Origin of the sequence: Bordetella ansorpii, assembly GCF_900078705.1 — a bacterium.
Classification (GTDB): domain Bacteria; phylum Pseudomonadota; class Gammaproteobacteria; order Burkholderiales; family Burkholderiaceae_B; genus Bordetella; species Bordetella ansorpii_A.
Genome location: NZ_FKIF01000010.1, coordinates 151,459 through 176,112, shown reverse-complemented (window position 1 = coordinate 176,112; position 24,654 = coordinate 151,459). Strand labels below are relative to the sequence as shown.

Annotated in this window: 24 protein-coding genes and 1 tRNA gene; 9 read left to right on the top strand and 16 right to left on the bottom strand. The window is 67.7% G+C overall.

Annotated elements, in window-relative coordinates; translation table 11 throughout:
• Positions 1-84 precede the first annotated feature (84 nt).
• Positions 85-1,113, top strand: coding sequence for a FecR domain-containing protein (locus A6745_RS25290; RefSeq protein WP_231886089.1), 1,029 nt, complete (start codon positions 85-87; stop codon positions 1,111-1,113).
• A 314-nt stretch (positions 1,114-1,427) separates the two neighbouring features.
• Positions 1,428-1,691: a 30S ribosomal protein S20 gene (rpsT, locus tag A6745_RS25285; protein ID WP_066133630.1), complete on the top strand. Its 264-nt coding sequence runs from the start codon at positions 1,428-1,430 to the stop codon at positions 1,689-1,691.
• A gap of 190 nt (positions 1,692-1,881) precedes the next feature.
• Here the strand turns inward: rpsT and garL are convergent, their stop codons facing one another.
• From garL to A6745_RS25260, 5 genes are all read right to left on the bottom strand, one after another.
• Positions 1,882-2,649 carry a 2-dehydro-3-deoxyglucarate aldolase gene (gene garL / locus A6745_RS25280; RefSeq protein WP_066133627.1) on the bottom strand — a complete coding sequence of 256 codons (768 nt, stop codon included), beginning with the start codon at positions 2,647-2,649 and terminating at the stop codon, positions 1,882-1,884.
• 135 nt (positions 2,650-2,784) lie between these two features.
• On the bottom strand, positions 2,785-3,909 hold the full coding sequence (locus tag A6745_RS25275) for an Ldh family oxidoreductase (RefSeq protein ID WP_066134828.1): 1,125 nt from the start codon (positions 3,907-3,909) through the stop codon (positions 2,785-2,787).
• A gap of 80 nt (positions 3,910-3,989) precedes the next feature.
• A complete protein-coding gene (locus A6745_RS25270; protein WP_066134826.1) occupies positions 3,990-4,700 on the bottom strand; it encodes a FadR/GntR family transcriptional regulator in 711 nt (236 codons plus the stop codon).
• 163 nt (positions 4,701-4,863) lie between these two features.
• Complete coding sequence (locus A6745_RS25265; RefSeq protein ID WP_082853284.1) at positions 4,864-5,973, bottom strand: SMP-30/gluconolactonase/LRE family protein; 1,110 nt, start codon at positions 5,971-5,973, stop codon at positions 4,864-4,866.
• Between the two features lie 146 nt (positions 5,974-6,119).
• Entirely contained in the window at positions 6,120-7,043 is a 924-nt protein-coding gene (locus A6745_RS25260; RefSeq protein WP_066133624.1) for a dihydrodipicolinate synthase family protein, read from the bottom strand.
• Positions 7,044-7,252: 209 nt separating this feature from the next.
• On the opposite strand from A6745_RS25260, the gene A6745_RS25255 reads away from it, so the two are divergent.
• The 3 genes from A6745_RS25255 to A6745_RS25245 all read left to right on the top strand — a co-directional run bounded on the left by A6745_RS25255 (position 7,253) and on the right by A6745_RS25245 (position 10,369).
• Positions 7,253-8,257, top strand: coding sequence for a Bug family tripartite tricarboxylate transporter substrate binding protein (locus A6745_RS25255; RefSeq protein ID WP_066133620.1), 1,005 nt, complete (start codon positions 7,253-7,255; stop codon positions 8,255-8,257).
• A gap of 101 nt (positions 8,258-8,358) precedes the next feature.
• Complete coding sequence (locus A6745_RS25250) at positions 8,359-9,324, top strand: Bug family tripartite tricarboxylate transporter substrate binding protein (RefSeq protein ID WP_066133617.1); 966 nt, start codon at positions 8,359-8,361, stop codon at positions 9,322-9,324.
• Between the two features lie 91 nt (positions 9,325-9,415).
• A complete protein-coding gene (locus A6745_RS25245; RefSeq protein ID WP_066133614.1) occupies positions 9,416-10,369 on the top strand; it encodes a 2-hydroxyacid dehydrogenase in 954 nt (317 codons plus the stop codon).
• A 37-nt stretch (positions 10,370-10,406) separates the two neighbouring features.
• Here A6745_RS25245 and A6745_RS25240 read toward each other — a convergent pair whose 3' ends face one another.
• Positions 10,407-10,697 (bottom strand): DUF3579 domain-containing protein, encoded by a 291-nt coding sequence (locus A6745_RS25240; RefSeq protein ID WP_066133611.1) that lies wholly within the window; start codon positions 10,695-10,697, stop codon positions 10,407-10,409.
• Positions 10,698-11,023: 326 nt separating this feature from the next.
• Between A6745_RS25240 and A6745_RS25235 the strand changes: the two genes are divergently transcribed.
• A complete protein-coding gene (locus tag A6745_RS25235; protein WP_066133608.1) occupies positions 11,024-12,205 on the top strand; it encodes an aspartate aminotransferase family protein in 1,182 nt (393 codons plus the stop codon).
• Positions 12,206-12,264: 59 nt separating this feature from the next.
• Positions 12,265-13,209, top strand: coding sequence for an ornithine carbamoyltransferase (gene argF / locus A6745_RS25230; protein ID WP_066133607.1), 945 nt, complete (start codon positions 12,265-12,267; stop codon positions 13,207-13,209).
• Positions 13,210-13,276: 67 nt separating this feature from the next.
• Here argF and A6745_RS25225 read toward each other — a convergent pair whose 3' ends face one another.
• Positions 13,277-13,846 carry a DUF4286 family protein gene (locus tag A6745_RS25225; RefSeq protein WP_066133606.1) on the bottom strand — a complete coding sequence of 190 codons (570 nt, stop codon included), beginning with the start codon at positions 13,844-13,846 and terminating at the stop codon, positions 13,277-13,279.
• A 319-nt stretch (positions 13,847-14,165) separates the two neighbouring features.
• Here A6745_RS25225 and argG point away from each other — a divergent pair, with 319 nt between their 5' ends.
• Both argG and A6745_RS25215 read left to right on the top strand, forming a co-directional pair.
• Positions 14,166-15,518, top strand: coding sequence for an argininosuccinate synthase (gene argG, locus A6745_RS25220; protein WP_066133603.1), 1,353 nt, complete (start codon positions 14,166-14,168; stop codon positions 15,516-15,518).
• Between the two features lie 23 nt (positions 15,519-15,541).
• Positions 15,542-15,904 carry a response regulator gene (locus tag A6745_RS25215; protein ID WP_066133599.1) on the top strand — a complete coding sequence of 121 codons (363 nt, stop codon included), beginning with the start codon at positions 15,542-15,544 and terminating at the stop codon, positions 15,902-15,904.
• A gap of 382 nt (positions 15,905-16,286) precedes the next feature.
• Here A6745_RS25215 and A6745_RS25210 read toward each other — a convergent pair whose 3' ends face one another.
• The 9 genes from A6745_RS25210 to A6745_RS25170 all read right to left on the bottom strand — a co-directional run bounded on the left by A6745_RS25210 (position 16,287) and on the right by A6745_RS25170 (position 24,621).
• A complete protein-coding gene (locus A6745_RS25210) occupies positions 16,287-18,173 on the bottom strand; it encodes a potassium transporter Kup (RefSeq protein WP_066133596.1) in 1,887 nt (628 codons plus the stop codon).
• On the bottom strand, positions 18,170-19,294 hold the full coding sequence (locus tag A6745_RS25205) for a sensor histidine kinase (protein ID WP_082853283.1): 1,125 nt from the start codon (positions 19,292-19,294) through the stop codon (positions 18,170-18,172). The genes A6745_RS25210 and A6745_RS25205 overlap by 4 nt, the downstream gene beginning before the upstream one ends.
• A gap of 67 nt (positions 19,295-19,361) precedes the next feature.
• A complete protein-coding gene (locus A6745_RS25200; RefSeq protein ID WP_066133595.1) occupies positions 19,362-20,033 on the bottom strand; it encodes a response regulator transcription factor in 672 nt (223 codons plus the stop codon).
• 61 nt (positions 20,034-20,094) lie between these two features.
• Positions 20,095-20,577: an ExbD/TolR family protein gene (locus A6745_RS25195; protein ID WP_066133592.1), complete on the bottom strand. Its 483-nt coding sequence runs from the start codon at positions 20,575-20,577 to the stop codon at positions 20,095-20,097.
• Positions 20,577-21,440: a MotA/TolQ/ExbB proton channel family protein gene (locus A6745_RS25190; protein ID WP_066133589.1), complete on the bottom strand. Its 864-nt coding sequence runs from the start codon at positions 21,438-21,440 to the stop codon at positions 20,577-20,579. The genes A6745_RS25195 and A6745_RS25190 overlap by 1 nt, the downstream gene beginning before the upstream one ends.
• 1 nt (position 21,441) lies before the next feature.
• On the bottom strand, positions 21,442-22,251 hold the full coding sequence (locus A6745_RS25185; protein WP_066133586.1) for an energy transducer TonB: 810 nt from the start codon (positions 22,249-22,251) through the stop codon (positions 21,442-21,444).
• Positions 22,252-22,606: 355 nt separating this feature from the next.
• Positions 22,607-22,682 (bottom strand) — tRNA-Val (locus A6745_RS25180).
• Between the two features lie 110 nt (positions 22,683-22,792).
• Positions 22,793-23,065, bottom strand: a complete 273-nt coding sequence (locus tag A6745_RS25175; protein ID WP_003812968.1) for an HU family DNA-binding protein — start codon at positions 23,063-23,065, stop codon at positions 22,793-22,795.
• Between the two features lie 311 nt (positions 23,066-23,376).
• Positions 23,377-24,621 (bottom strand): cystathionine gamma-synthase family protein, encoded by a 1,245-nt coding sequence (locus tag A6745_RS25170; RefSeq protein ID WP_066133583.1) that lies wholly within the window; start codon positions 24,619-24,621, stop codon positions 23,377-23,379.
• Positions 24,622-24,654: the final 33 nt, after the last annotated feature.

Genomic DNA, 24,654 nt, shown 5'->3' with positions numbered 1-24,654 from the left:
ACTCACCTTCTGCAAAGAAAGCAGACGGATTTTCACGATTAGGCAATTGTGTTGCTCGCAACCCAGGTCCCTTCAGGCTCAAGCGTGGAACCCGAATTCAGCGCCAGCCCCCAGCCCCCCTTGTCCGACCAGGTCGTGACTTGGCTCGTGCTGCTGCGCTCGGGCCGGGCAACCCCGAAGGACTATGCCAACTTCCTGGCCTGGCGCGACGGCAACCCTCTCCACGAGAGCGCCTGGCAGCAGCTCACCGGCACCCTGAACAGCGCCACGCTGGGCCGCCTTGGCGACAACTACCCCTCCGGCTACGAAGGCGACGTCGTCGCCTCCCCCGACATCCCCTCGATGCCCGCCGCCGCGGCAGCCGCGGCCAGCGTGTCGGTGTCGCTGGGCCGCCGCCATTTCGTGGGCGGCGCGCTGGCCCTGGGCGTCTGCGCCGTCGGCGCTGCCTACGTGGGCAATGCCTATTACCCGCTCAATGGACTGACGTCCGACGCCGCCACGCAAACCGGCGAACGCCGCCGTTACATGCTGGCGGACGGCAGCCAGCTGCTGCTGGATGCCCGCAGCCGGGTCGACCTCGAATACACACCCACCTACCGCATGCTGCACCTGCTCGAAGGCGCCATTTCGGTAGACGTGCAGGCCGACCCCACCCGCCCGTTCCTGGTGCGTACCGCCGAAGGCGTGGTGCGTTCGCTCGGCACGCGTTACATGGTTCGCCAGCAGGCGCGCCGCACGCTGGTCGTGGCGCACGAGCACGAGGTCGAAGTCGAGACCATGGCGGGTTCGCGCATGGCGGTGCCTTCCGGCACCGGCACTCGTTTCGACAACGCCCGCATTGGCGTGCCCCGCTCCGACCTGGTGCCCGACGCGGCCTGGGAACATGGCTGGATCGAAGCACACGACCGGCCCCTGGCCGAGATCGTGGCAGCCTTGCGCCCCTATCGACAAGGCACGCTGCGCGTGTCCATGGCGGCGGGTGGCCTGCCGGTGCGCGGCACTTATCCGCTGGACGACTCCGATGCCGCCCTGCGCGCCCTGGAAAGCAGCATGCCCATCCAGGTCTCGCGCCTGACGCCCTGGTTCGTCTCCATCAACGTGCTGAGCACCTGATCGGCGGCCGGCGGCCCCGGGCAGAACCAGCGGCCGGATCCGGGATGCGGCAAACGCGCCACGCCCCCCATCACAAAGCTGTTTCCCTTGCAATCGCAGGCAAAGCTGATACAATCTTGGACTTTGCCGAATTCACAGGCTGGCACTGCGCGCGGGTATGCCTTCATACCCATGCCATTCCCGGCGGCTCCGGTCGACAGACAGGTCCGGATACGAGATAAATAACGCCTGAATCCAGGAATAAAAACTCGGAGCCGAAGGTAAAGCCCCCAGCCAGACCCGAACCTAGTCATCAAGTAAGAGTCCTATTCCTTATGGCCAATACCGCCCAAGCACGCAAGCGCGCCCGTCAATCGGTTGATCGCAACAAGCACAACTCCAGCCTGCGCTCCATGCTGCGCACCGCCATCAAGCGCGTTCGCCAGTCGATCGCCACTGGCGACAAGGCTGCCGCCGCTGAAACGCTGCAAAAAGCCACCAGCATCATCGATCGCGTGGCTGACAAGAACATCATCCACAAGAACAAGGCCGCTCGCCACAAGAGCCGCCTGTCGGCCGCCGTCAAGGCGCTGGCCTGATACCGGCAGCGGTCCGGTTCGCCGGGCCGCGTGGCGCGCACCCCGGTGCGCGCTTGGCGCCAAGGCGCCATTCGGCTTCATCGCCAAGCCTGCTTCCAGGCTGCCTGTGAATCACGGCAAATAAAAAGGATGCCCACCGGGGCATCCTTTTTGCGTTGGGCCGGCACGCCACCGGCCCGTGCCGCCCTCCTCAGCTTGGAAACGCCTCGCGCAGGTTGAACACCGCCTGCTTGAAGAGGCCCAGGTCCGTGCCCACGGAGACAAAGTGCATGCCCATGTCCAGGTAGCGCCGCGCATCGGCCGCCACGGGCGCCAGGATCCCGACCGCCTTGTCCTGCGCGCTGATGCGCGCATGCAGGTGCCTGATGGCGTCCTGCACTTCCGGATGCCCCGGATTGCCCAGGTGGCCCAGCGCGGCCGCCAGGTCCGAAGGACCGATGAACACGCCATCCACGCCGTCCACCGCGGCGATCCGGTCGACGGCGTCGACGCCCGCTCGGCTTTCGATCTGCACCAGCACGCAGATGTTGTCGTTCACCTCGCGCAGGTAATCGGGCACCGTCCCATAGCGGTTGCTGCGCTGCAAGCCCGCCACGCCCCGGATGCCGGCCGGCGGATAACGCGTGGCCGCCACGGCGCGGCGCGCGTCCTCTTCCGACTCCACGAACGGAATCAACAGGTTGTAGAACCCGATGTCCAGCATGCGCTTGATCTCGACGGGATCGTTCCATGAGGGCCGACCCACCGCGGCGCAGGCGCTGCCCTGCACCGCCTGCAACTGTTGCACGAACAATGGGATGTCGTTGGGCGAGTGTTCGCCATCGAACAGCATCCAGTCGAAGTTGGCCAGGCTGGCGACTTCGGCCGTGATGTGGCTGGTCAGGCTCAGCCAGAGCCCGATCTGGCGTTCGCGAGCCAGGATGCGTTGGCGAAAACGATTGGGAAGGGGGGATGTCATGAAGGGACTGGCCTCAGGGGGAAACAAGCACCCGGGGCAGCGCCGGACAACGGCGCCGCCCCGGGAAGGAATCGCGAAGAAAGGGGTGGGCGGCCATGCGAGGCGCGCCCCCCGCCCGATCGGCATGCATCATCGTCACTGCGGCAGCACGTATGGCACGCCGCAACGTTCGCACAGCGGCTTGAGCACGGACGCCAGCGCCTGCGCGATCGGCACGCCGTCGCGCAGGCGGCGCGCGCGCTCGGCCATCTCGGGATCGCCCGGCACCAGCACGGGTTGCGCGGGGTCCGCGGGCGGCACGGCATGCATGGTGTCGATCAGCTCGTCCATGTCCTGCGTGAAGCTGCCCGCCTCGCGAAAAGCGGCGGGATCCAGCGCCAGGAAGAAATGGCCGATGTCGTCGGGATCGCCAGGGCCGCGGCGCGTGGCATGCCTGGCGGCCAGGGCGCTGCCGCCCAGCGTGCCACCCAGGACCTGCGCCATCAGCGCCAGGCCATAGCCCTTGTGGCTGCTCATGGCGGCCGTGCCGCCCAGCGGCGTCAGGCCGCCTTCGGCATGCTTGAAGATGTAGCGCATGGCCTCGGCCGCCTCGGTGACGACGCCACCCGCGCCATCCACCGCCCAGCCCGCCGGCAGCGTCTTGCCGTGGTAATCGTAGACCTTGACCTTGTTGGCGGCCACCGTGGTGGTGGCCATGTCCAGCACCAGCGCGTCGTTGCGTTGCGCCGGCGCGCCGAAGGCGATGGGATTGGTGCCCAGCACCGGCATCGCGCCGTGCGTCGGCACCATGATCAGCGTGGTGGCGCTGCTGGTCACCAGGCCCACCAGCCCGCGCTGCACGGCCAGCCGCGCGTACACGCCCGCGGCGCCGAAGTGATGGGAATTGCGCACGGCCACGGCACCCACGCCGTGCGCCCGCGCCTTGTCGATGGCCATCGCCATGCCCTGCGCCGAAACGGGATGGCCCAGCCCGGCGCCGCCGTCCAGCAGGGCGCTGGCCGTGCCGTCGCGGGCGACCCGGGGACGCGCATCGATGCGCAGCGTGCCGGCGCGCAGCTTGTTCTCGTACGAAGGCAGCATCGAAATGCCGTGCGAATCCACGCCCAGCAGGTCAGTCTCGGCCATCAGGCCGGCGGCGCTGTCCGCCAGGTCTTCGGGCATGCCCCATGCCCGCAGCACCAAGAGTATCTGTTCGCGCACCTGCCCGATCTGCGCGGGTACCGTCCTTGCCGAATCGCCTGCCACCGTCTCGTCTCCCATGCGGGTCGTCGCCCGCGGTTCTTTGCGTGTATCCGCGATGCGCATGCGCAGGCCGGGCATCGCAGGTGATCGAAACCCTGCTAGCCGTCGCGCTCGCGGTCCAACAGGCGATGCAGGGCCTGGCCCAGATGGAACTGCATGGTGATCCGGGCGCGTTCGGAATCCTGCTCGCGGATCGCGATCAGGATGGCCTCGTGCTCATCCGCCACGCGCTGCGCGCGCTGGCGTGAACCCGTGCGCGTCAGGCTCAGCGTCAGGCGCATGAAGCCGTTGATGGATTCGTGGATGCTTTCCAGCATGCCCAGGAAATAATCGTTGCCGCTGGCCTCGGCAATGCTGGCATGGAACGCCAGGTCGGCGGCCGGCGACACCTCGCCATTCTGCAAGGCCTGGACGAATGCCGCGTGCGCCTGCTCGATGCGGCGCAGTTGGCTGTCGGTACGGCGCAGCGCGGCCAGTCGGGCGGCATCGGCCTCCAGGGCCAGCCGGACCTCTTGCGCGCGCAGATAGGCCGCCACATTCTGCACCCCATCGAAGGTCTTCAGGCGCGGCGCGGGCTGATGGCTGACGAACGTGCCCAGCCCCTGGTGCGCCATCACCAGGCCATCGGCGCGCAGGCGCAGCAGCGCCTCGCGCACCACGGGCCGCGACACGCCGTATCTCTCGCAGATTTCATGCTCGGAAGGCAGCTTGTCGCCGACGTTCAGGCGGCCGGCCACGATCTGGTCGAAGATCCGGCCATACAGCTGGTCCGCCAGGCGCACCCGCTGGCCACGTTCGAGAGACGGCAGGGCTTCTTCGCGCCCCGGCTCCGGGGGCGGCGTCGCAGTCTGCGCTTTCCTGGGTGACAACTGGACTCCTTTGCCGCACGCGGCTGGCTGGCGCGCCGCCCCATCGATACGACTGGCTCGTTTCGCCAAGAGCGGCGACGCGAAACGCCTATGGTATCGCTTATCAGCCGCCCGCCACGCCCTGCGTATTGACGTACACCGCATAGATCGAGCGGCTGGCCGCCATGAACAGGCGATTGCGCTGCGTGCCGCCGAAGCAGAGATTGGCGCAGCGCTCGGGCAGCTTGATGTGGCCCAGCAGCTTGCCCTGCGCCGATACGGCCATCACACCGTCCTTGCCCTCGCCCATGCCCCAGCCGCACCACAGGTTGCCGTCCACGTCGCAGCGCATGCCGTCGATGGTGGCGTCGACGGCCTCCAGGAACAGGCGCTTGTTGGCCAGCTTCCTGCCGCCCTCCCGCACGTCGTACACGTGGATCAGGCGGTTGGGCGTGGCGCGGCCCTCGATCACGTAGAGCTTGCTTTCGTCGGGCGAGAAGCACAGGCCGTTGGGCCCCTTCAGATCGGTGATGATGGCGGCGGCCTCGCCCGTCTCGCCGTCGACGCGGTACACCGACTGCGGCAGCTCGGACGCCGCCGGCCGTCCTTCGTAGTTGCCGCCGATGCCGAACGGCGGATCGCTGAACCAGATCGAGCCATCCGAGCGGCAGACGATGTCGTTGGGGGAGTTCAGGCGCTTGCCTTCGTACCGGTCCAGCACCACGCTGATCGTGCCGTCGTACTCGGTGCGCGTGACGCGGCGCGTGAGATGCTCGCAGGTCAGCAGGCGTCCCTGGCGGTCGCGCGTGTTGCCGTTGGAATGGTTCGACGGCTTGCGGAAGATGCTGACCGCGCCGGTCTCTTCTTCCCACTTCATGATGCGGTCGTCGGCCACGTCGCTCCACAGCAGATAGCGGCCATCGCCGACCCACACCGGCCCTTCGCACCAGCGCATGCCCGTGGCCAGGCGCTCGACGCCGGCATTGAACAGGCGGTACTTGTCGAAGGCCGGATCCAGCGACACGATGGCCGGATCCGGGTAGCGCTCGGCAGGCTGCCAGGCGCGCGCCACGCCGGGCAGCCAGGCGGCCGCCCCCGCCGCCCCGGCCGTGCGCAGCCATGAGCGCCTGCCCGTGTCCACATGGCGGCCCGCGCGGCCGGACTCGCCGCCATGCGCGCCGCTACGCCCATCACCCTCCAGCGCATCGCCGGCCCTCCGATCCGCATCCCGCATGCCCGTCTCCCAGTCTTTGCGCCGGCGTCATCGCGCCGATCCGTTCAAGGGCCCGCGGCGTAGGCTGCGGGCCAGGAAATCCGGGTAGCGCCGCCGCGGCATGAACACCCCGCCGGGCCACCCCCACCGCACGGTACACGGCGCCGTCAGTCCACCGTCCGATCCCACTGCAGCAGCGCGCGCGCCACCGGCGCCACCTGTTCACGTTCGGCGGGCTCCAGGCCCGTCAACAGCGGCAGCATCGGCCCCATGTCGGCCACGCCGGACAGGGTGACGGCATCGTGCAGCACCCGGATGGGGCTGATGCCATCGCGGCAGTCCTCCAGCGGCAGGTAGCGCTGGCGCACCTTTTCGGCCTCGTCGTAGCGGCCCTCGCCCAACAGGCGCAACAGGCGCATCGAGCCGCGCGGGGCAATGCACACCGAACCCGACGTGAACGCCTTCAGGCCGAACGCGCGGCAATGGTCGATGGCGGGGCGCTCGCCGATGCCGCTGACGATCCATTTCGCGTCCACCGCCTCGCGCAGCGCGGCGAGGTAGGGATCGTCGGTGGGATCGGGACGCACGGCGGCGTACTTCAACGCGGCGATGCGGCCTTCCTCGATCAGGCGCGCCACGGTGGCGGGCGCCAGGTAATCGAGGTTCTTGATATAGACCACGGCCGGCTTGCCCAGCGCGTCGCTGAAGCGGCGCACGCCGTCGGCCAGGCCGGCGTCGGTATACGGGAACGACATGGGCAGCAGCATCGCGGTGGGAAAGTCGCGCGAACGCAGGATGGCGGCCTGGTCCATCAGCTTGCCGTAGTCCGGTCCGGCCGAAGGCAGCACCCAGGTGTCCGGGCCCGCGGCCTCGGCCAGGAAATCCACGATGCGGGCGTACTCGCTGACGCCCACGTTGTAGAAGTTGGCATTGCCGCCGTACATCACGTTGCGCACGCCGCCGTCTTCCAGGTGGCGCAGCAGCGCACGGTTGGCGGCTTCGTTCAGCGACAGATCGGCATGGCGCGCCAGCGGCGGCACGGCCATGACGGAGCGCTGCAGGTCGGCGGTGGTGACCGGGGTGGTTTTCATGGAAAAGCTGTCTCCTGGGGCTCGAAGGGGCGTGGCGGACCTGACGACTTGTACGATGAGCTATCAGCTTGGTTGACAAGTAAAAACTCTATACCTATATTGTCTTACAAGCAAGCATACACACCCCGGCTGCGACAGGGCCAGAATCCCTGGGCAGCCAGCCGTTCCCACGACAGATGCGCGGTTACGCGCACACCAGGAGACTTCCCATGCTTGTCGTACCTCTACGCCTGCGCGCGGCTTGCGCCGCTCTCGTCGCCGGCGCCTGCCTGGCCCTTCCCGCGCATGCCCGGGATGCTGGCGGCTACCCCGGCCGCGACGTCCGCCTGCTCGTGCCCTTCCCCGCCGGCGGCACCGCCGACATCGCCGCGCGCGTGGTGGCGGCCGAACTGGGCAAGGCCTGGGGCAAGGCCGTCGTCGTCGACAACAAGGCGGGCGCGGGCGGCAACGTCGGCACCGCCGAGGCGGCCCGCGCCAAGGCGGATGGCTACACCCTGCTGATGGGCACCGTCAGCACGCACGCCATCAACCAGTCGGTGTACTCGCAACTGCCCTACGACCCGGTCAAGGATTTCGCGCCCGTCACGCTGGTCATCCCCGTGCCCAACATCCTGGAGCTGAATCCGGCCTTCGCGGACAGGCACGGCATCCGCAGCGTGGCCGACCTGATCGCCTACCTGAAAGCCAACCCCGGCAAGGTCAACATGGCGTCCACCGGCAATGGCACCTCGACACACCTGTCGGGCGAACTGTTCCAGGCGATGACGGGCACCCGCATGACCCACGTGCCCTACAAGGGCAGCAGTCCCGCGCTGACCGACGTGATGGCGGGTTCGGCCGACCTGATCTTCGACAACCTGCCCTCTTCCATGGGCTTCCTGAAGGCGGACAAGCTGCGCCCGCTGGCGGTGACCACCACCGCCCGCTCGCCCGCCCTGCCGGACGTGCCCACGATGGCCGAGGCCGGCGTGAAAGGCTACGAGGCCTCCAGCTGGTTCGGCCTGCTGGCGCCCGCCGGCACGCCGCCGGCCATCGTCGACAAGATCCAGCGCGACGTGTCCCGCGCGCTGCAACAGGACAGCGTGAAGCAGCAATTGCGCGCCCAGGGCGCGGAGCCGTCCGGCATCCCGCCCGCCGAATTCAAGGCCTTCATGGCGAAGGAAACCGAGAAGTGGGCGCGCGTGGTGCGCCAGTCGGGCGCCAAGGTCGACTGACCGAGCATCAGGGCCGCGCCGGCGGCGCGGCCACACGGACGCCTCCGCGATGCGCGGCCGGCGGCGGCTGCCATAACGACACACGCGCACCAGGAGACACCGTGTACAGACTGACCTGCGTCATCGCCGTGGCCTGCTCCCTGCTGGGCGCGGCCGCCCACGCCCAGCAGTATCCCGACAAACCCGTCACGATGATCGTGCCCTTCGTGCCCGGCGGTTCGTCCGACATCACCGCCCGTTCCGTCACGCCCGGCCTGTCCAGGCTGCTGGGCCAGACCTTCGTGGTCGAGAACAAGCCCGGCGCCAACAGCGCCATCGGCGCCCAGGCGCTGTCGCGCGCCACCGCCGACGGCTACACCATGATGGTGGGCTCGATCGGCACCTTCGCCATCAACGAGGCGCTGTACAAGAACCTGTCGTACAACCCCAGCAAGGACTTCATCTACCTGACCCAGGCGGTGCGCAATCCCAATCTTCTGGTGGCGCCTCCCGACTTCCCCGCCAGCACGGTGGCCGAACTGGTCGACTACGCCAGGAAAAATCCCGACCGGGTGTCGTACGCCTCGTCCGGCACGGGCTCGTCCGACCACCTGTCGGCCGTGCTGTTCCGCCAGCGCACGCACACCACCGGCGTGGACGTGCCCTACAAAGGCGGCGGCGCGGCCATCGCCGACCTGATCGGCGGCCAGGTCAACGTGTCGTTCCAGAACCTGGGGGCCGTGCTGAACCACGTGAAGGCCGGCAAGCTGAAGGCGCTGGCCGTGACCGGCGACACGCGCGTGCCCGGCCTGCCCGACGTGCCGACGCTGGCCGAGGCAGGCATCGCGGACATGGTGGTCTACTCGTGGCAGGGCTTCGCGGTGCCCGCCGGCACGCCCGCGCCGGTGGTGAAGAAACTGTCCGAGGCGTTGCGCGCCACCTTGCGCGATCCGCAGGTGGCCAGGACCTTCGAGACCCAGGGCTTCGAGGTCGTGGCCAACACGCCCGAGGAATTCACCAAGTTCCAGCAAGGCGAAGTGCGGCGCTGGAAGGACGTGATCCGCCAGGCCAACATCGAACTGCAGTAAGACGTCCGACGCGTTCCCCGGCAGACATGTCGTACAACTGCCGCGGAATCAAGTAGCATTTGTTTCACGATCAACCCGACACCCCCTGACGATGACCAAGCCCCGCATCCTCCAGGTCGGACCGCTGTCCGGCTCGCCCTCCGCCAACGCCCGCCTCGCCGACGCCTACGACGTGTTCGAACTGTGGAAGCACGCCGACCGTGACCAGGCGCTGGCCGAACACGGCAAGGACGTCGTCGCCATCGTCACCTCGGCCACCCTGGGCGCCAAGGCCGAACTGATCAACGCCCTGCCGGCGCTGAAGGCGATCTGCAGCTGGGGCGTGGGCTACGAGACCATCGACCTGGAAGCGGCCCGCAAGCGCGGCGTGCTGGTCAGCAACACGCCCGACGTATTGACGGACTGCGTGGCCGATCTGGCCTGGGGCCTGCTGATCTCGGGCGCGCGCCGCATGAGCCTGGGCGACCGCTTCGTGCGTGCCGGCCAATGGGGCCAGGTGCACGGCAACATCCCGCTGGGCACGCGCGTCAGCGGCAAGAAGCTGGGCATCGTCGGCCTGGGCCGCATCGGCGACGCCATCGCCCGGCGCGGCACGGGTTTCGACATGGAAGTGCGCTATCACAACCGCCGCGCGCGCAATGATGTGCCCCATGGCTACGCCGCGTCGCTGGTCGAGCTGGCCGAATGGGCCGATTTCCTGGTGGTCGCGACCGTGGGCGGCCCGGGCACGCGCCACCTGGTCAACCAGGCCGTCCTGGAAGCGCTGGGCCCCAAGGGCCTGATCGTGAATATTGCCCGCGGCCCCGTCATCGACGAGGCCGCCATGGTCGCGGCGATCCAGTCGGGCAAGCTGGGCGGCGCGGCGCTGGACGTCTTCGAGCACGAGCCCAAGGTGCCGGAAGCGCTCAAGCAGAACGGCAACACGGTGCTGCTGCCGCACATCGGCAGCGCCACCTACGAGACGCGCATGGAGATGGAAAACCTGATGCTGGAAAACCTGCAGGCGTTCTTCGCCACCGGCCGCGTCGTCACACCCGTCGAATAAGGCGTCCGGGCGGATCCGGCGATCCGCCCACCGCGCCTCAGGCTTCGCGCTCTTCGGTCTTCAACTGGTTGTCGCGCGCGAAGTCGACCACGAACTTGTAGGCCAGGGGTTCGAGTTCGCGCAGGCGCAGGTCGACCACGATGCCGCGCACGCCATCGATGACCACCGGCAACACGTACGGCGAATACGTAAGATGGTTGCCGCCACTGCCGGGCGGCTTGAACTGGGACATCACGCCGGCAAGGCGCTCGGCCCAGTCGCTGGGACGGAATCGCGAACCGCTTTCGGTAACGCCGTGGATTATGAATTGTCTGACAGGATTTGCCATGGATTCTTCACTGCGGGCTGCACACTGACGCCGGGATCGGCCGCGTCTGACAAGAAAACCCCGCAACACGCTTCCGGGCCTGCCACCGCAGCAAATGCAATGCCGGCCCGAGGAGCGGAGCGGCGCTGAAAAAGCAGCCCGCGCCGCGAATTGTATATGATTGATCCTTTCGCCCCTCGCGTCGTTCCCCCAATAATCCGGAAACCCGCGGACGGCCCCGGTGCGTCCCCTCCGCTTTTCGCTGCCCGCACCCCTGGTGCGCAGCGTGGACGCGGCGGCGGCAAGCCCAGGGCCGCACGGGGCCTTCGTCCACTGGAGCACCCGCGATGCCGTCGCCGCTGATCAACATCTATTCCCGCCTGCCGGTCTCGTTCACGCACGGCCAGGGTGTCTGGCTGTTCGACGCGCAGGGGCGCAAGTACCTCGACGCGCTGGCCGGCATCGGCGTCTCGTGCCTGGGCCACAACCACCCGCGCCTGGTGAAGGCCATCGCCGACCAAGCCGCGCGCGTCATCCACACGTCGAACATCTACGAAGTCCCGCAGCAGGCCGAGCTGGCGCAGCGCCTGGCCGCGCTGTCCGGCATGGAGGAAGTCGCCTTCGCCAACAGCGGCTCCGAGGCCAACGAAGGCGCCATCAAGCTGGCCCGCTACTACGGCCACAAGAAGGGCAACGACCTGCCGCACATCATCTCGATGGATTCGTCGTGGCACGGCCGCACGCTGGGCACGCTGGCCGCCACGGGCAGCGAGAAAGCGCGCAAGGGCTTCGACCCCCTGCCCGCCGGCTTCACCCAGGTGCCGTACAACAGCCTGGAAGCCGTGACCCGCGCGGGCGACGCCGAACCGCGCACCGTGGCGGTGCTGCTGGAAGTGCTGCAGGGCGAAGGCGGCATCCGCCCGTCCGACCTCGACTACGTGCGCGGCCTGCGCGAGCTGTGCACCGCGCGCGGCTGGCTGCTGATGATCGACGAAGTGCAGTCCGGCATCGGCCGCACCGGCAAGTGGTTTGCCCACCAGTGGGCCGACATCCGCCCCGACGTGATGACGCTGGCCAAGGGCCTGGCCGGCGGCGTGCCCATCGGCGCCGTGCTGGCCGCCGGCCCCGCCGCCGGCGTGCTCACGCCCGGCAGCCACGGCACCACCTTCGGCGGCGGCCCGCTGGCCTGCGCCGCCGGCCTGGCCGTGATCGAATCCCTGGAACAGGAAAACCTGCTGCAGAACGCCGAGGCCGTCGGCGCCTACCTGCGGGACGCCCTGTCCGCCGAGCTGGCCGGCGTGGCGGGCGTGGCCGAAGTGCGCGGCCGCGGCCTGATGCTGGGCATCGAACTGGACCGCCCGTGCGGCATCCTGGCCACCCGCGCCATGCAGGCCGGCCTGCTGATCAACGTCACGCGCGAACGCGTGGTGCGCCTCTTGCCCCCGCTGATCCTGTCCCGCGACGAGGCCGACGAGGTCGTCCGCCTGCTGGTCCCGCTGATCAAGCAGTTCCTGGCCGACCAGGCATAATTTTCCGCGCGGGCGGGCGCCACGAGCGCCGGCCCGCCTCCCAGCCCCGCGAAACCATCATGACTCCTCCTGCGAATCAAAACGGCCCCTTGCGGCATTTTCTGCAATTCAAAGACCTGTCGTCCGCCGAGCTGCACTACGTGCTCGACCGCGCGCGCATCATCAAGGACAAGTTCAAGCGCTACGAGCCGCACATGCCGCTGCACGACCGCACGCTGGCCATGGTGTTCGAGAAGGCCAGCACGCGCACCCGCGTCTCGTTCGAGGCCGGCATGTACCAGATGGGCGGCTCGGTCATCAATCTCACGTCCAACGACTCGCAGCTGGGCCGTTCCGAGCCCATCGAGGACACCGCGCGCGTCATCTCGCGCATGGTCGACATCGTCATGATCCGCACGTTCGAGCAGACCCGCATCGAACGCTTCGCCTCGCATTCGCGCGTGCCGGTCATCAACGGGCTGACCAACGAATTCCACCCCTGCCAGATCCTGGCCGACATCTTCACCTACATCGAGCACCGCGGCCCCATCGCCGGCAAGACGGTTGCCTGGGTGGGTGACGCCAACAACATGTCGTACACCTGGCTGCAGGCCGCTGAACTGCTGGGCTTCACGCTGCACGTGTCCACGCCCTCGGGCTACGAGCTGGAGCCGGCCCGCATCGGCACGCCACCCGCCACCACGCTGCGCCAGTTCAAGGATCCGATGGACGCCTGCCGCGGCGCGCACCTGGTCACCACCGACGTGTGGACGAGCATGGGCTACGAGGCCGAGAACGAAGAGCGCCGCGCGGCCTTCGCCGACTGGTGCGTCGACGCAGAGATGATGGCGGTCGCCGACCCGCAGGCCCTGTTCATGCACTGCCTGCCCGCCCACCGCGGCGAGGAAGTCACCGGCGAAGTCATCGACGGCCCGCAAAGCGTGGTGTGGGACGAGGCCGAGAACCGCCTGCACGCGCAGAAGGCGCTGATGGAGTTCCTGCTGCTGGGACAGGTGTCGGAGTAGCCTGCGACCAGGGGCCGGCCGGCTCCGATCCTTGCCTGATCGCGCCCCGCCTGGGGCGCGGTGCGTTTCAGGCCAGGCGTTGGAACATCGTCCGCTTGGTATTGCGGAACGCCGGCCGCACGCGGCTGCTCCAGTCGGTGGCGCGCACCGCCAGCCAGGGCGGGCTGCCGAAGGTCTGCCGCGTATGCAGGTCGTAGCAGGCGTGATAGCGCGGCGAGCCGTCGCGGCACAGATAGCGGCCGGCGCGCACCGTGCCCGGCACCGCGGCCAGGCCAGGCAGGTGTTCCTGGTCGTACCAGGCGTTCAGGTCGTCTTCCTGCTCGGGCAGCACGTCGGTCTCCACGATGTAGTGCCAGGGCGCGTCCTGGCCGCGCGATGCGCCGTCCAGCAGGCAGACCGGCTCCAGCAGCCGCGCATGGGCGCGCGGAAAAAGCGCCGGAATGCGCGCCTGGACCTGCTGCAGCGCCAAGGCCGTCGCCGCGCGGCAGTACACATAGGATTCATCGAGCTCCAGCGCGGCGTACGCCGAGACGGACACGCCGCCCAGCGACTCCAGCTCGCGCCTGGCCGCCTGCGCGGCCACGCCATCCAGCCGGGCCGGCACCTTCACCAGCAGTACGTTCCGATAGGTCTCCATCTGTCCTCCAAGTGCCAGGCTCGTCCGGCGACGGCCCGCCGCCAGGGTTGCCGCGAATCGCCCGTTGCGCATCGCGTCCTCCGCCCGTGCAGCCGGTCCCACGCGCGCGAGGCCGCGAAAAACACATCATCGGCGCACGGCCCGCGCCCGCCAATGCGCTGCCTGATATTTCAGATATAGACAAAACGAATACCCTCGCCGCCCGCCCTGCCAAACGCGCTAAAATCCAGGGTTGCATTCATATGAACCCGCGGCCCGCCGCCGTTTCATCCCAGGCGGCCCCGCCGCCGCCTTTTCGTTGGCGTCCACAGTCGAAACAATGACCACTATTCTCCCGAACCTTCCCTCCGGCCAGAAGGTCGGCATCGCCTTCTCCGGCGGCCTGGACACCAGCGCCGCCCTGATCTGGATGCGTGAGAAAGGCGCGATTCCCTACGCCTACACCGCCAACCTGGGTCAGCCCGACGAGCCCGATTACGAAGACATCCCGCGCCGCGCCATGCAATACGGCGCCGAGAACGCGCGCCTGATCGACTGCCGCGCGCAACTGGTCGCCGAAGGCATCGCCGCCCTGCAATCGGGCGCGTTCCACATCTCCACCGCCGGCATCACCTACTTCAACACCACCCCCATCGGGCGCGCCGTCACCGGCACCATGCTGGTGGCCGCCATGAAGGAAGACGGCGTCAACATCTGGGGCGACGGCAGCACGTTCAAGGGCAACGACATCGAGCGTTTCTACCGCTACGGCCTGCTCACCAACCCCGAACTGAAGATCTACAAGCCCTGGCTGGACCAGCAATTCATCGACGAACTGGGCGGCCGCTCGGAAATGTCCGAGTACATGCAGCGCGCCGGCTTCGACTACAAGATGTCGGCCGAGAAGGCGTACTCCACCGACTCGAACATGCTGGGCGCCACGCACGAAGCCAAGGATCTCGAAAGCCTGAGTTCCGGCATCCGCATCGTCAAGCCCATCATGGGCGTGGCGTTCTGGCGCGATGACGTGGCCGTGCCCGCCGAGGAAGTCACGGTGCGCTTCGAGGAAGGCCAGCCCGTCGCCCTGAACGGCGTCGAGTTCTCCGACCCGGTCGAGCTGCTGGCCGAGGCCAACCGCATCGGCGGCCGCCACGGCCTGGGCATGAGCGACCAGATCGAAAACCGCATCATCGAGGCCAAGAGCCGCGGCATCTACGAGGCCCCGGGCCTGGCGCTGCTGTTCATCGCCTACGAGCGCCTGGTCACCGGCATCCACAACGAAGACACCATCGAGCAGTACCGCGAGAACGGCCGCAAGCTCGGCCGCCTGCTGTACCAGGGCCGCTGGTTCGACCCGCAGGCCATCATGCTGCGCGAAACCGCCCAGCGCTGGGTGGCCCGCGCCGTCACCGGCGAAGTCACGGTCGAGCTGCGCCGCGGCAACGACTACTCGATCCTGAACACGGTCTCGTCCAACCTGACCTACGCGCCCGAGCGCCTGTCGATGGAAAAGGTCGAGAACGCCCCCTTCACGCCCGCCGACCGTATCGGCCAGCTGACCATGCGCAACCTCGACATCGTGGACACGCGCGAAAAGCTCTTCACCTACGTGAAGACCGGCCTGCTGGCCCCGTCGGGCGGCGCCGCCCTGCCCCAACTGCAGGATGGCGCCTCGGGCAAGAAGAAGCCTTGAGCCCGACGGAAGACGCTGTCGCCATGACGAAAATCCTCATCGTGGACGACGAGCCGCTGATCGCCGAACTGCTGCAGGACCGCCTCGAAGCCGAAGGCTTCGAGGTCGTCACGCAGCACAACGGCCTGGACGCGTTGCAGACCATGCTGACGCTGCGCCCGGATCTGGTCATCTCCGACCTGATGATGCCCAGCATGGGCGGCGTGCCCATGCTGACCGCCATGCAAGAGAACGCCTACCTGGCCGACACGCCCGTCATCCTGATGAGCGGCCGGCCGGAAGACGACGTGCCGCAGGATTGCCGCAACTACAAGGCCTTCCTGCGCAAGCCGATGAAGCTCGACGACGTAGTGGAGACCGTGCAACGCGTCACCGCCGGAGGGTGATCGGCGGGCTTGTCGATGGTTTGCAAGATCGGGGGGTTGAGACGGCTGCGTTCGGGGCGTTTCAACCCCCCGAGTTCTTTTGGGCGCCTGCGTATTGGCGCTGCTCTGCGAATCAGACTTCTTCAGACGCCTGCGCAGGCCGCTGACTCCGTTGCTGCACAGCTACCCAGCAGCGGCCATGCCGTCTGAGTTGCGCATTCTTGGTATGTGAGTCCTCGGCGAGGCTGGGGCACGCGCGCCGGCCAATTGGAGGAAGGGCAGTCCCGCGCAGCGGGACCGAGGGCGCCTGATGGCGCGCCCGAGCCTGACGACTTGGCCGGCGCGCGTGCCCCAGCCTCGCCGAGGACGCCCCACGAAGAAAAAACAAAGATCCAGCCAGAACCTACAACTCGACCTGCATCCCCATCTCGACCACGCGGTTCGGCGGAATCTTGAAGAACTTGGTGCTGCGCGTGCCGTTGCGCGCCATGAAGGCGAACACCGCGCGGCGCGACGCCCACATGGCCGGACGATGGCCCGCCACCACGGTTTGCCGCGACAGATAGAACGAGGTGCGCATCGGCTCCAGATCCAGTTCGGGATAGGCCTCGGCCACGTCCCGCAAGGACTCCGGAATATCAGGGTCTTCCTTGAACCCGTAGAACACCGTCAGTTGCCAGCTGGAGGGGCTCAGGCGCTTCAACGTGAACCGTTCGTCGGGTGCAACGTGCGGCACGTCGGCCACGCGTATCGTCAGGAACACCACCTGGTCGTGCAGCACCTTGTTGTGCTTGAGGTTGTGCAGCAGCGCCGGCGGCACGTAGCCCGAATTCATCGTCATGAAGATGGCCGTGCCGTGCACGCGCGCCGGCGGGTACTCTTCCAGCTGCACCATGAATTCCCGCAGCGGCTGGCGATCGCGCGCCTGCAGGTCGGCCAGCAGATGGCGGCCGCGCCGCCATGTCATCATCAGGCCGAAGATCACCACGCCCACGGCCAGCGGCAGCCAGCCGCCCTCGTGCAGCTTGAGCACGTTGGAACTGAACAGCAGCACGTCCACCACCAGCAGCACGCACAGCAGGGCCAGCCACAGCGCCCGGCGGCCGCCCATCACCGTGGGCAGCACGCAGAACGCCAGGATGGAGGTGGTCAGCATCGTGCCGGTGACGGCGAAACCGTAGGCCGCGGCCAGGTTCTCGGAATTCTGGAACAGCAGCACCAGCACCAGCACCGCGCACAGCAGCAGCGCGTTGACCTGCGGCAGATAGATCTGGCCTTTCTCGAGCGCCGAGGTGTGCAGGATCTGCATGCGCGGCCAGAAGCCCAGTTGCACCGCCTGCCGCGTGACCGAGAAGGCGCCGGAGATGACGGCCTGCGAGGCCACCACGGTGGCGACCGTGGCCAGCGCCACCAGGGGCACCAGGCCCCAGTCGGGCGCCATCAGGAAGAAGGGATTGCGCAAGGCGGACGGATCACGCAGCAGCAATGCGCCCTGCCCGAAATAGCAGGCCGTCAGCGCCGGCAGCACCATCCAGAACCAGGCCGTGCGAATGGCCGGACGGCCGAAGTGGCCCATGTCGGCGTACAGCGCCTCGGCGCCGGTCAGCGCCAGCACCACCGCGCCCAGCAGCAGGAAACTGGCACCGGGATAGTCGATGACGAAGCGCACGGCCAGCAGCGGATTCAGCGCGGCCAGCACCTCGGGATTCAGGATGATCTGCCACAGGCCCAGCGCGGCCAGCGTGCCGAACCACAGCGCCATGATGGGCCCGAACAGCTTGCCCACGGTGCCTGTGCCGCGCGACTGGATGGCGAACAGCAGCACCAGCACCACCAACGCCAGGGGCACCACCCAGCGGTCCAGGCGATGCGAGACCACGCCGATGCCCTCCAGCGCGGAAAGCACCGAAATGGCGGGCGTGATCATGCTGTCGCCGTAGAACAGCGCGGCGCCGAAGATGCCCAGGCCCACCAGCACGGCGCGCGTGCGCCCCTGGCGGCCGCGCACGGCCAGTTCGAGCAGGGCAAGCGTGCCGCCCTCGCCGCGGTTGTCGGCGCGCAGCACCAGGGTGACGTACTTGAGCGACACCACCAGCATCAGCAGCCAGAACAGGATCGACAGGATGCCCAGCACGTGGCCGGGCCGCACTTCGTCGAAGGCGGTCAGACAGGCGCGCAGCGTATACAGCGGGCTGGTGCCGATGTCGCCGTACACCACGCCCAGCGCACCCAGCACCAGCACGCGCCGGGACGAGGTTTCGCCATGGCCAGGATGGGAGGTCGCGCTCATGAGGTACGTTCGTTACGGGTCAGTTGCGTGCCCTTGCGCGGGCCGGGAAACACCACGGAAAGCCGGGTGCCAGGATACTCGGGCCGGCTGGCCAGCTTCCACCAGGCGCCGTGCGCGTGCGCGATCTCGCGCACGATGGCCAGGCCCAGGCCCGATCCTCCCGCCGCCGCGGTGGGCGAACGGTAGAAGGCCTCGAACACGCTCTCGCGCTCGTCAGGCGTGATGCCGGGGCCGTCGTCCTCGACGGTCAGCGACGGCGGATTGGTGCCGACGGTCAGTGTGATGCGGCCCTGCGGCTTGCCGTAGCGCAGGGCGTTGTCGATCAGGTTGCCCAGCAGTTCATCCAGCAGCAGCGGATCGCCGTCGACCCACACCGGCAGGTCGGGCGCGGCCAGGTCGATGTCGACCTGTTGCGTACGGGCGCGGGGAATCCATTCGGCGCCGCTGGCTCGCACCCATTCGCACAGATCGATGCGCACGAAACGGTCTTGCGGCTGCGCATCGGGGTCGGCGCGCGCCAGCACCAGCAATTGCTGGCCCAGGCGGATCATGCGGTCGCTGACCACCTTGATGCGTTCGGCCCGCACCCGCACGTCGTCGGGCAGCGGCCGGGCCAGCATCAGTTCGGATTCGAGGCGCAGTCCGGCCAGCGGCGTGCGCAACTGATGCGCGGCGTGGCCGATGAAGCGGCGCTGCGCCTTCAGCGAGGCATCCAGGCGGCCCAGCAGATCGTTGATGTGCGTGACCAGCGGCGCGATCTCGGCGGGCAGGTCCGCCACTTCCATCGGCTGCATGTCATCGATGGAACGCTGGCGGATTTCCTCGGACAGGTCATTGACCGAGCGCAGCCCGGAACGCACGCCCTGGATGATGACGCCCGCGAACAGGATGATCAGCAAGACCTGGCAAACCACCATGAGCCAGAAGAAATCCTCCAGCATCCACAGCGAGAGCTCGATCTTGTGCGTGATGACCCAGGTGGCGGCCAGGTCGAGCAGCACCAGCACGAGGATCGGCGGCATCAGCCGCACGACCAGGTGGCGCGCCAGGGAGCCCGTGGGCAGCCAGCGGCGATCGACAGGAGGCTCGACCGGCGGCGTGGCGGAAGGATGCTGAGGCATGTCGGATCGGGATCGGCAGGTGAAGGGGCCTACCGGATGGCCGCGGCGTTGCGGGCCAGGTGGCGCGTCACGCCGCTTCCACGTCCAGCAGGTACCCGAAGCCGCGCACCGTCTGGATGCTGGCGCCGGTGTTTTCCAGGCGCTTGCGCAAGCGGTAGACGTAGACTTCGACCGCGTTCTCGCTGAAGTCGGCATCCCAGGCGGACAGGGAATTGACGATCTGGCGCTTGGTGACCACGCGGCCGACGCGGGCCATCAGCATCTCCAGCACCGAGAGTTCGCGCACGGACAGCGACAGGCGCTGGCCATTGACGCGCACTTCGCGGCCGACGGTGTCGAACACCAGCGGACCGACTTCGATGAAGGGCTGGGCCTGGCCGCTGCGGCGGCGGGCCAGCGCGCGAACGCGGGCGGCCAGCTCGGGCAGGTCGAAAGGCTTTGTGACGTAGTCGTCGGCGCCGGCATCCAGGCCCGCCACGCGGTCGTCGAGACCGTCGCGCGCGGTGAGGATGAGCACCGGGACCTGATTGCCATCCAGGCGCAGTTGCCGCAACACCTCGAGGCCGCCCAGGCCAGGCAGATTCAGATCCAGAAGGATCAACTCGTACGACTGGCCGACCATGGCGCCTTGGACTTTATCGCCCTCGGTCAGCCAGTCGACCGCGTACCCCTGGTCGGACAGGAACTCCTGGAGAGCATGCCCCAGGGTGGTGTCGTCTTCGATGACTAGTACTCGCATGGCGCGATTCTAGCGCGATCCCGGCCCGCGTGGGGCCGGTTTCTCACATGTCAGGATAGCGTCAGCGCGGGGCACTTGCGGCACCCTGCCCCGCCGGTGCGGCAGAGGAAGGGATCGGGGGCACGCCGGGCGCCGGCGTGGTCACGAAACCGATGCGCCCCATGCCCGAGCGGCGCGCCGAGGCCATGACCTTGGCCAGCGTCTCGTAGCGGGTGGCCTGGTCGGCGCGGATGCGGATCTCGGGCTGCGGCTTGTCGTGCGCGACCGACAGGAAACGGTTCGGCAGGTCATCGATGTCGACCGGCTGCTCGTTCCAGAACAGGGCGCCGTTGGCGTCGATGGCCAGGTCGATCGTCTTGGGATCCTCCTGGATCTGCTCGGCGCTGACCTGCGGCATGTTGATCTTGATCGAGTGGGCCAGCAGCGGCGCCGTGATGATGAAGATCACCAGCAGCACCAGCATGACGTCGATCAGCGGCACCATGTTGATGTCGGATACCGTGTGGCTGCCCGAGCCTTTGTTGTCGAAGCCGCCGAACGCCATTATTCGCTCCGGGCGCCGGCGACGGGCGCGGCGCGGTGCAGCGGACGCACCTTGCCGCTGGGCATGGCGACCTGCTGGCCGGTGGTCAGGAACGCGAACAGGTCATGCGCGAAGGCATCCAGGCGCGACAGGTAGACGCGGTTGTTGCGCACGAAGGCGTTGTAGGCCAGCACCGCGGGAATGGCGACCGCCAGGCCCAGCCCCGTCATGATCAGGGCTTCGCCCACCGGACCGGCGATGCGGTTGATGGTGACGCCGTCGGACAGGCCGATGCCCACCAGCGCGTGATACACGCCCCACACCGTGCCGAACAGGCCGACGAACGGCGCGGTGGAACCCACCGACGCCAGCACCGTCAGGCCATTCTCCAGTTTGGCGGTTTCTTCGTCGATGACCTTGCGCATGGTGCGCGTGACGAATTCGCCGTTCGAGCCGACCTCTTCGAGCTTGGTGGCGCCGAAGCGGGCATGGTGATTTTGCGCATGGATGGCATGGCTGGCCAGGTGCGAAAAGGGATCGCGCGCGCCGTGCGTGGCGATCTCGTTCTCGACCTGCGCCAGCGAAGACGCGTTCCAGAACTTGTTCAGGAACGCGTCGGTGCGGCGGCGCATGCTCATGTTGCCGAAGGCCTTGACCACGATCAGGTACCAGGTGACCAGCGACATGACGATGAGGATGATGAACAGCGCCTTGCCGACGAAATCGGCCTGCGTGACGAAGTGCATGAAACCCATGTCGGGCACGGGCAGCGGCGCATTGGCGGCGGCCGAGGCGGCGGACTGCATGGGAGCGGCGGCGGGCGCCGTGGTTGCGCCGGTCGTCGCCTGAGCCACCAGGGTGGCGGATTGAAGCGTGGTGGACATCTCAGTTCCTCATGGTGAATACGTACGGCAGCCTGGCACGGGCCGGCATGGCTACCCCATTTCGCATGTATGGCGTGAAACGCTGCTTGCGCGCGGCCTTCAGGGCCTCTTCGTCCAGGCGGGGGAAGCCAGAGGATGCATCGATGCGCGCGCTGTCGACCAGCCCCTGCTTATTGATGTCGACCAGCACGACCACGCGCCCTTCCTCGCGCATGCGGCGCGATATCGACGGGTAGTTCGGCATGATCTGGCCGCCGGCATACTGCACGTTGCTCAACATCTCGGGCTCGGACGGCTCCGGCGCCTGACGCGGTGCCTGCGTCACCTTCTGCTCGCCCACGGGGCTGGGCGGCGGCGGCGTTTCGGGCTGCGGCTTGGGTTCCGGTTTCGGTTCGGGCTTGGGCTGCGGCTTGGGTTGCGGCTTGGGCTTGGGTTTGGGCTTCGGTTTGGGCGCGGGCTCGACCGGCTTCTCGATAATGGGCTCGGGCTCGGGTTCCGGCTCGACCTCGGGTTCCGGCTCGGGGGGAGGCGGTTCTTCGACCGGAGGCGGGGGCGGGGGCGGTTCCTCGACGGGCGGCGGCGGAGGCGGCTCGGGCTGGGCTTGCGCCAGTTGCGGCTCGGGCGCCTCGATCACGCTGACCATCACCGGCTCTTGCTCGAGCATCTGGGGCGGCTCGGTGTCGCCGAAGTAGTAGGCAACGGCGACGACGCCTACGTGCAGGGCAAGGATGACCACACCCGCCGCGCCGCGCCACAACAAGGAAGACAGGGAGGAAGAGGAAGCGTACCGACCGTATTGAGGGCTAGGCATGAATCAGCCGAGGAACTATCTGTGGACTATCAGCCGGCCAGCCGCGCGTCGAACAAACGCGCGCACCCCGCCGACGGCTTCGGAATCCGATACGATATATTAAATGCGAATTATTCGCAAGTTAAGTGGCGGCAACCATTGCGGCAACCATTGCGGCGACGTTTCCGGACGTATCGACGTCTTGCCAGACCCGCCGGATCAGGACAACCCGAACAGGGCACTGGCCAGTATGTGCAGGGGGAAGGACAGCCGGAATGAACGAGCCTGGGCTGCCTGACGATGCCAGCCGCTGCGAGGCGCTTCTTCAATGGAATCCGGAGTGCCGCGGGGCGGGCGATCGGGGATGAGAATGCGGTGGTGGGTGCTACAGGGGTCGAACCTGTGACCTACGCCTTGTAAGGGCGCCGCTCTACCAACTGAGCTAAGCACCCCTTGTGGTGGGGAGCCACTGCGCAATGCGGACCGCAGTATAGCGGAGCGCCCGAGGGCCGGCAAATCGAGGGCAGCGCCCCCGCCTTTGCCGCTGCCGCCATGCCGTCCATCAGTTGACGGCGTCCTTCAGGGCCTTGCCCGGACGGAACTTCGGCACCTTGGCCTTCTTGATCTTGATCGTTTCGCCGGTGCGCGGATTGCGGCCGGTGCGAGCGGCACGGGCCGAGACGGCGAACGTGCCGAAGCCCACCAGCGTAACCGTGCCGCCCTTCTTCAGGGTGGTCTTGACGGCACCGATCAGTGCATCCAACGAACGGCCGGCAGCCGCCTTGGAGATGTCAGCCTTGCTGGCGATGTGATCGATGAGTTCGGTTTTGTTCATGCAGGAATACCCCTCACAGAATATAGGCCCGCCGCGCACGCCGCAAAGATTGCATGCCGTGCGCCGGTGGCGGTAGAACGAGTGGATGTCTGATTCTTGCGCTGCAAAGCACAACTTGTGAACGGCTACGTCGCGAATTGCTTCACGTCTGAGCGCCATGCGGGCCGCTGCGGCGTAGAGACGTTATTAGGCATCCGGCCCGGGCGACTGTCAAGCCCAAACCGGGTTACAAGCCGCGCCAGCATTGGCTCTGGCGCATGGCATCCCCTTTTTGGCGGACGCCCGCGGCGTCCGTCCGGAGGGACGCTTGCTCATGCCTTCATGCAGCCTTGCAGGGCCTGGTCGAAGTCGTGCAGCAGATCGGCTTCGTCCTCGATACCCACGGACACGCGGATCAGGCTGTCGGCGATGCCCATCTGCCTGCGGCGCTCGGCGCCCATTTCGTAGTAGATGGTGTGCGCGGCGGGCAGCGCCAGGCTGCGCGTATCGCCCAGGTGCGTGGCCATCAGCACGATGCGCAGGCGATTGAGGAAGTCGAAGCAATCGATGCCGTCGGCCAGCTCCACGCCCAGCAGGCCGCCGAAACGGCCCTTGAACAGGCCCGCGGCGCGCGCGTGCTGCGGATGGGATTCCAGGCCCGGATAACGCACCCTGGCCACGCCGGGGTGCTTTTCCAGGAAGCGCGCCAGCGCCAGCGCGTTGGCGCAATGGCGGTCCATGCGCAGCGCCAGGGTCTCGGCGCCGATGGCGATACGATGCGCGGGCTCGGCGGCCAGCGTGCCGCCCATGTCTCGCAGGCCCTTCTTCTTGATCTGCGTCAGGCCCCAGCCGGTGGACGGGCCCTTCTTGTACGAATCGTAGATGTTGCCGTAGTTCGCCCAGTCGTACAGGCCCGTATCGGTGATCGAGCCGCCCAGCGCGTGGCCGTGGCCGGCGATGTACTTGGACAGCGAGTTCATCACCAGCGAGGCGCCCATCTCGCGGCCCTGCAGCAGCCAGGGCGAGGTCAGCGTGTTGTCGATGAGGTAGACCAGGCCATGGTCGCGGCACAGATCGCCGATGCCCTTCAGGTCGGCGATCTGCGTGCCGGGGTTGGCGATGGTTTCCGTGAACACCATGCGCGTCTCGGGACGCAGCGCGGCGCGCACCTGCTCGGCGTCGGTGGCGTCGACGGTGGTGACCTGCACGCCCAGATCGGCCAGCGTGCCCAGCAGGCTGTTGGTGTTGCCGAACACGTACTGGCTGGAGACCAGGTGATCGCCACGGCGCAGCAGCGTGCAGAACACCGCGGCCAACGCCGCCATGCCGGTGGCGAAACTGACGGAGTTCTTGCCGCCTTCCATCAGCGTGATCTTGGCTTCCAGCGCGTTGGTGGTCGGCGTGCCCTGGCGCGCATACGTGAAGCCCGCCTTGCCCTGGAACACCGCGGCCAGCTCACGCGCGTCTTCGTAGGCGAACTCGGAAGACGGGTGCATCGGCTTGTGCACGGCGCCGTGCTCGACGGACTGGCTGCGGTCGGAGTGGAGAATGCCGGTGGTAAAGCCGTTCTGATGCATGGTCTCGGTGTTTCAGGAAAGAAGAGGGGAAAA

What these genes read in the sequence shown, in the direction of transcription:
- argG (WP_066133603.1), top strand. Translation starts at nt 14,166, where the DNA reads ATGACCACTATTCTCCCGAACCTTCCCTCCGGCCAGAAGGTCGGCATC.
- A6745_RS25265 (WP_082853284.1), bottom strand. Translation starts at nt 5,973, where the DNA reads ATGCGGGATGCGGATCGGAGGGCCGGCGATGCGCTGGAGGGTGATGGG.
- A6745_RS25210 (WP_066133596.1), bottom strand. Translation starts at nt 18,173, where the DNA reads ATGAGCGCGACCTCCCATCCTGGCCATGGCGAAACCTCGTCCCGGCGC.
- A6745_RS25255 (WP_066133620.1), top strand. Translation starts at nt 7,253, where the DNA reads ATGCTTGTCGTACCTCTACGCCTGCGCGCGGCTTGCGCCGCTCTCGTC.
- A6745_RS25245 (WP_066133614.1), top strand. Translation starts at nt 9,416, where the DNA reads ATGACCAAGCCCCGCATCCTCCAGGTCGGACCGCTGTCCGGCTCGCCC.
- A6745_RS25275 (WP_066134828.1), bottom strand. Translation starts at nt 3,909, where the DNA reads ATGGGAGACGAGACGGTGGCAGGCGATTCGGCAAGGACGGTACCCGCG.
- A6745_RS25225 (WP_066133606.1), bottom strand. Translation starts at nt 13,846, where the DNA reads ATGGAGACCTATCGGAACGTACTGCTGGTGAAGGTGCCGGCCCGGCTG.
- A6745_RS25190 (WP_066133589.1), bottom strand. Translation starts at nt 21,440, where the DNA reads ATGTCCACCACGCTTCAATCCGCCACCCTGGTGGCTCAGGCGACGACC.
- A6745_RS25235 (WP_066133608.1), top strand. Translation starts at nt 11,024, where the DNA reads ATGCCGTCGCCGCTGATCAACATCTATTCCCGCCTGCCGGTCTCGTTC.
- A6745_RS25260 (WP_066133624.1), bottom strand. Translation starts at nt 7,043, where the DNA reads ATGAAAACCACCCCGGTCACCACCGCCGACCTGCAGCGCTCCGTCATG.
- A6745_RS25215 (WP_066133599.1), top strand. Translation starts at nt 15,542, where the DNA reads ATGACGAAAATCCTCATCGTGGACGACGAGCCGCTGATCGCCGAACTG.
- A6745_RS25185 (WP_066133586.1), bottom strand. Translation starts at nt 22,251, where the DNA reads ATGCCTAGCCCTCAATACGGTCGGTACGCTTCCTCTTCCTCCCTGTCT.
- garL (WP_066133627.1), bottom strand. Translation starts at nt 2,649, where the DNA reads ATGACATCCCCCCTTCCCAATCGTTTTCGCCAACGCATCCTGGCTCGC.
- A6745_RS25240 (WP_066133611.1), bottom strand. Translation starts at nt 10,697, where the DNA reads ATGGCAAATCCTGTCAGACAATTCATAATCCACGGCGTTACCGAAAGC.
- A6745_RS25175 (WP_003812968.1), bottom strand. Translation starts at nt 23,065, where the DNA reads ATGAACAAAACCGAACTCATCGATCACATCGCCAGCAAGGCTGACATC.
- A6745_RS25170 (WP_066133583.1), bottom strand. Translation starts at nt 24,621, where the DNA reads ATGCATCAGAACGGCTTTACCACCGGCATTCTCCACTCCGACCGCAGC.
- A6745_RS25200 (WP_066133595.1), bottom strand. Translation starts at nt 20,033, where the DNA reads ATGCGAGTACTAGTCATCGAAGACGACACCACCCTGGGGCATGCTCTC.
- A6745_RS25205 (WP_082853283.1), bottom strand. Translation starts at nt 19,294, where the DNA reads ATGCCTCAGCATCCTTCCGCCACGCCGCCGGTCGAGCCTCCTGTCGAT.
- argF (WP_066133607.1), top strand. Translation starts at nt 12,265, where the DNA reads ATGACTCCTCCTGCGAATCAAAACGGCCCCTTGCGGCATTTTCTGCAA.
- rpsT (WP_066133630.1), top strand. Translation starts at nt 1,428, where the DNA reads ATGGCCAATACCGCCCAAGCACGCAAGCGCGCCCGTCAATCGGTTGAT.
- A6745_RS25195 (WP_066133592.1), bottom strand. Translation starts at nt 20,577, where the DNA reads ATGGCGTTCGGCGGCTTCGACAACAAAGGCTCGGGCAGCCACACGGTA.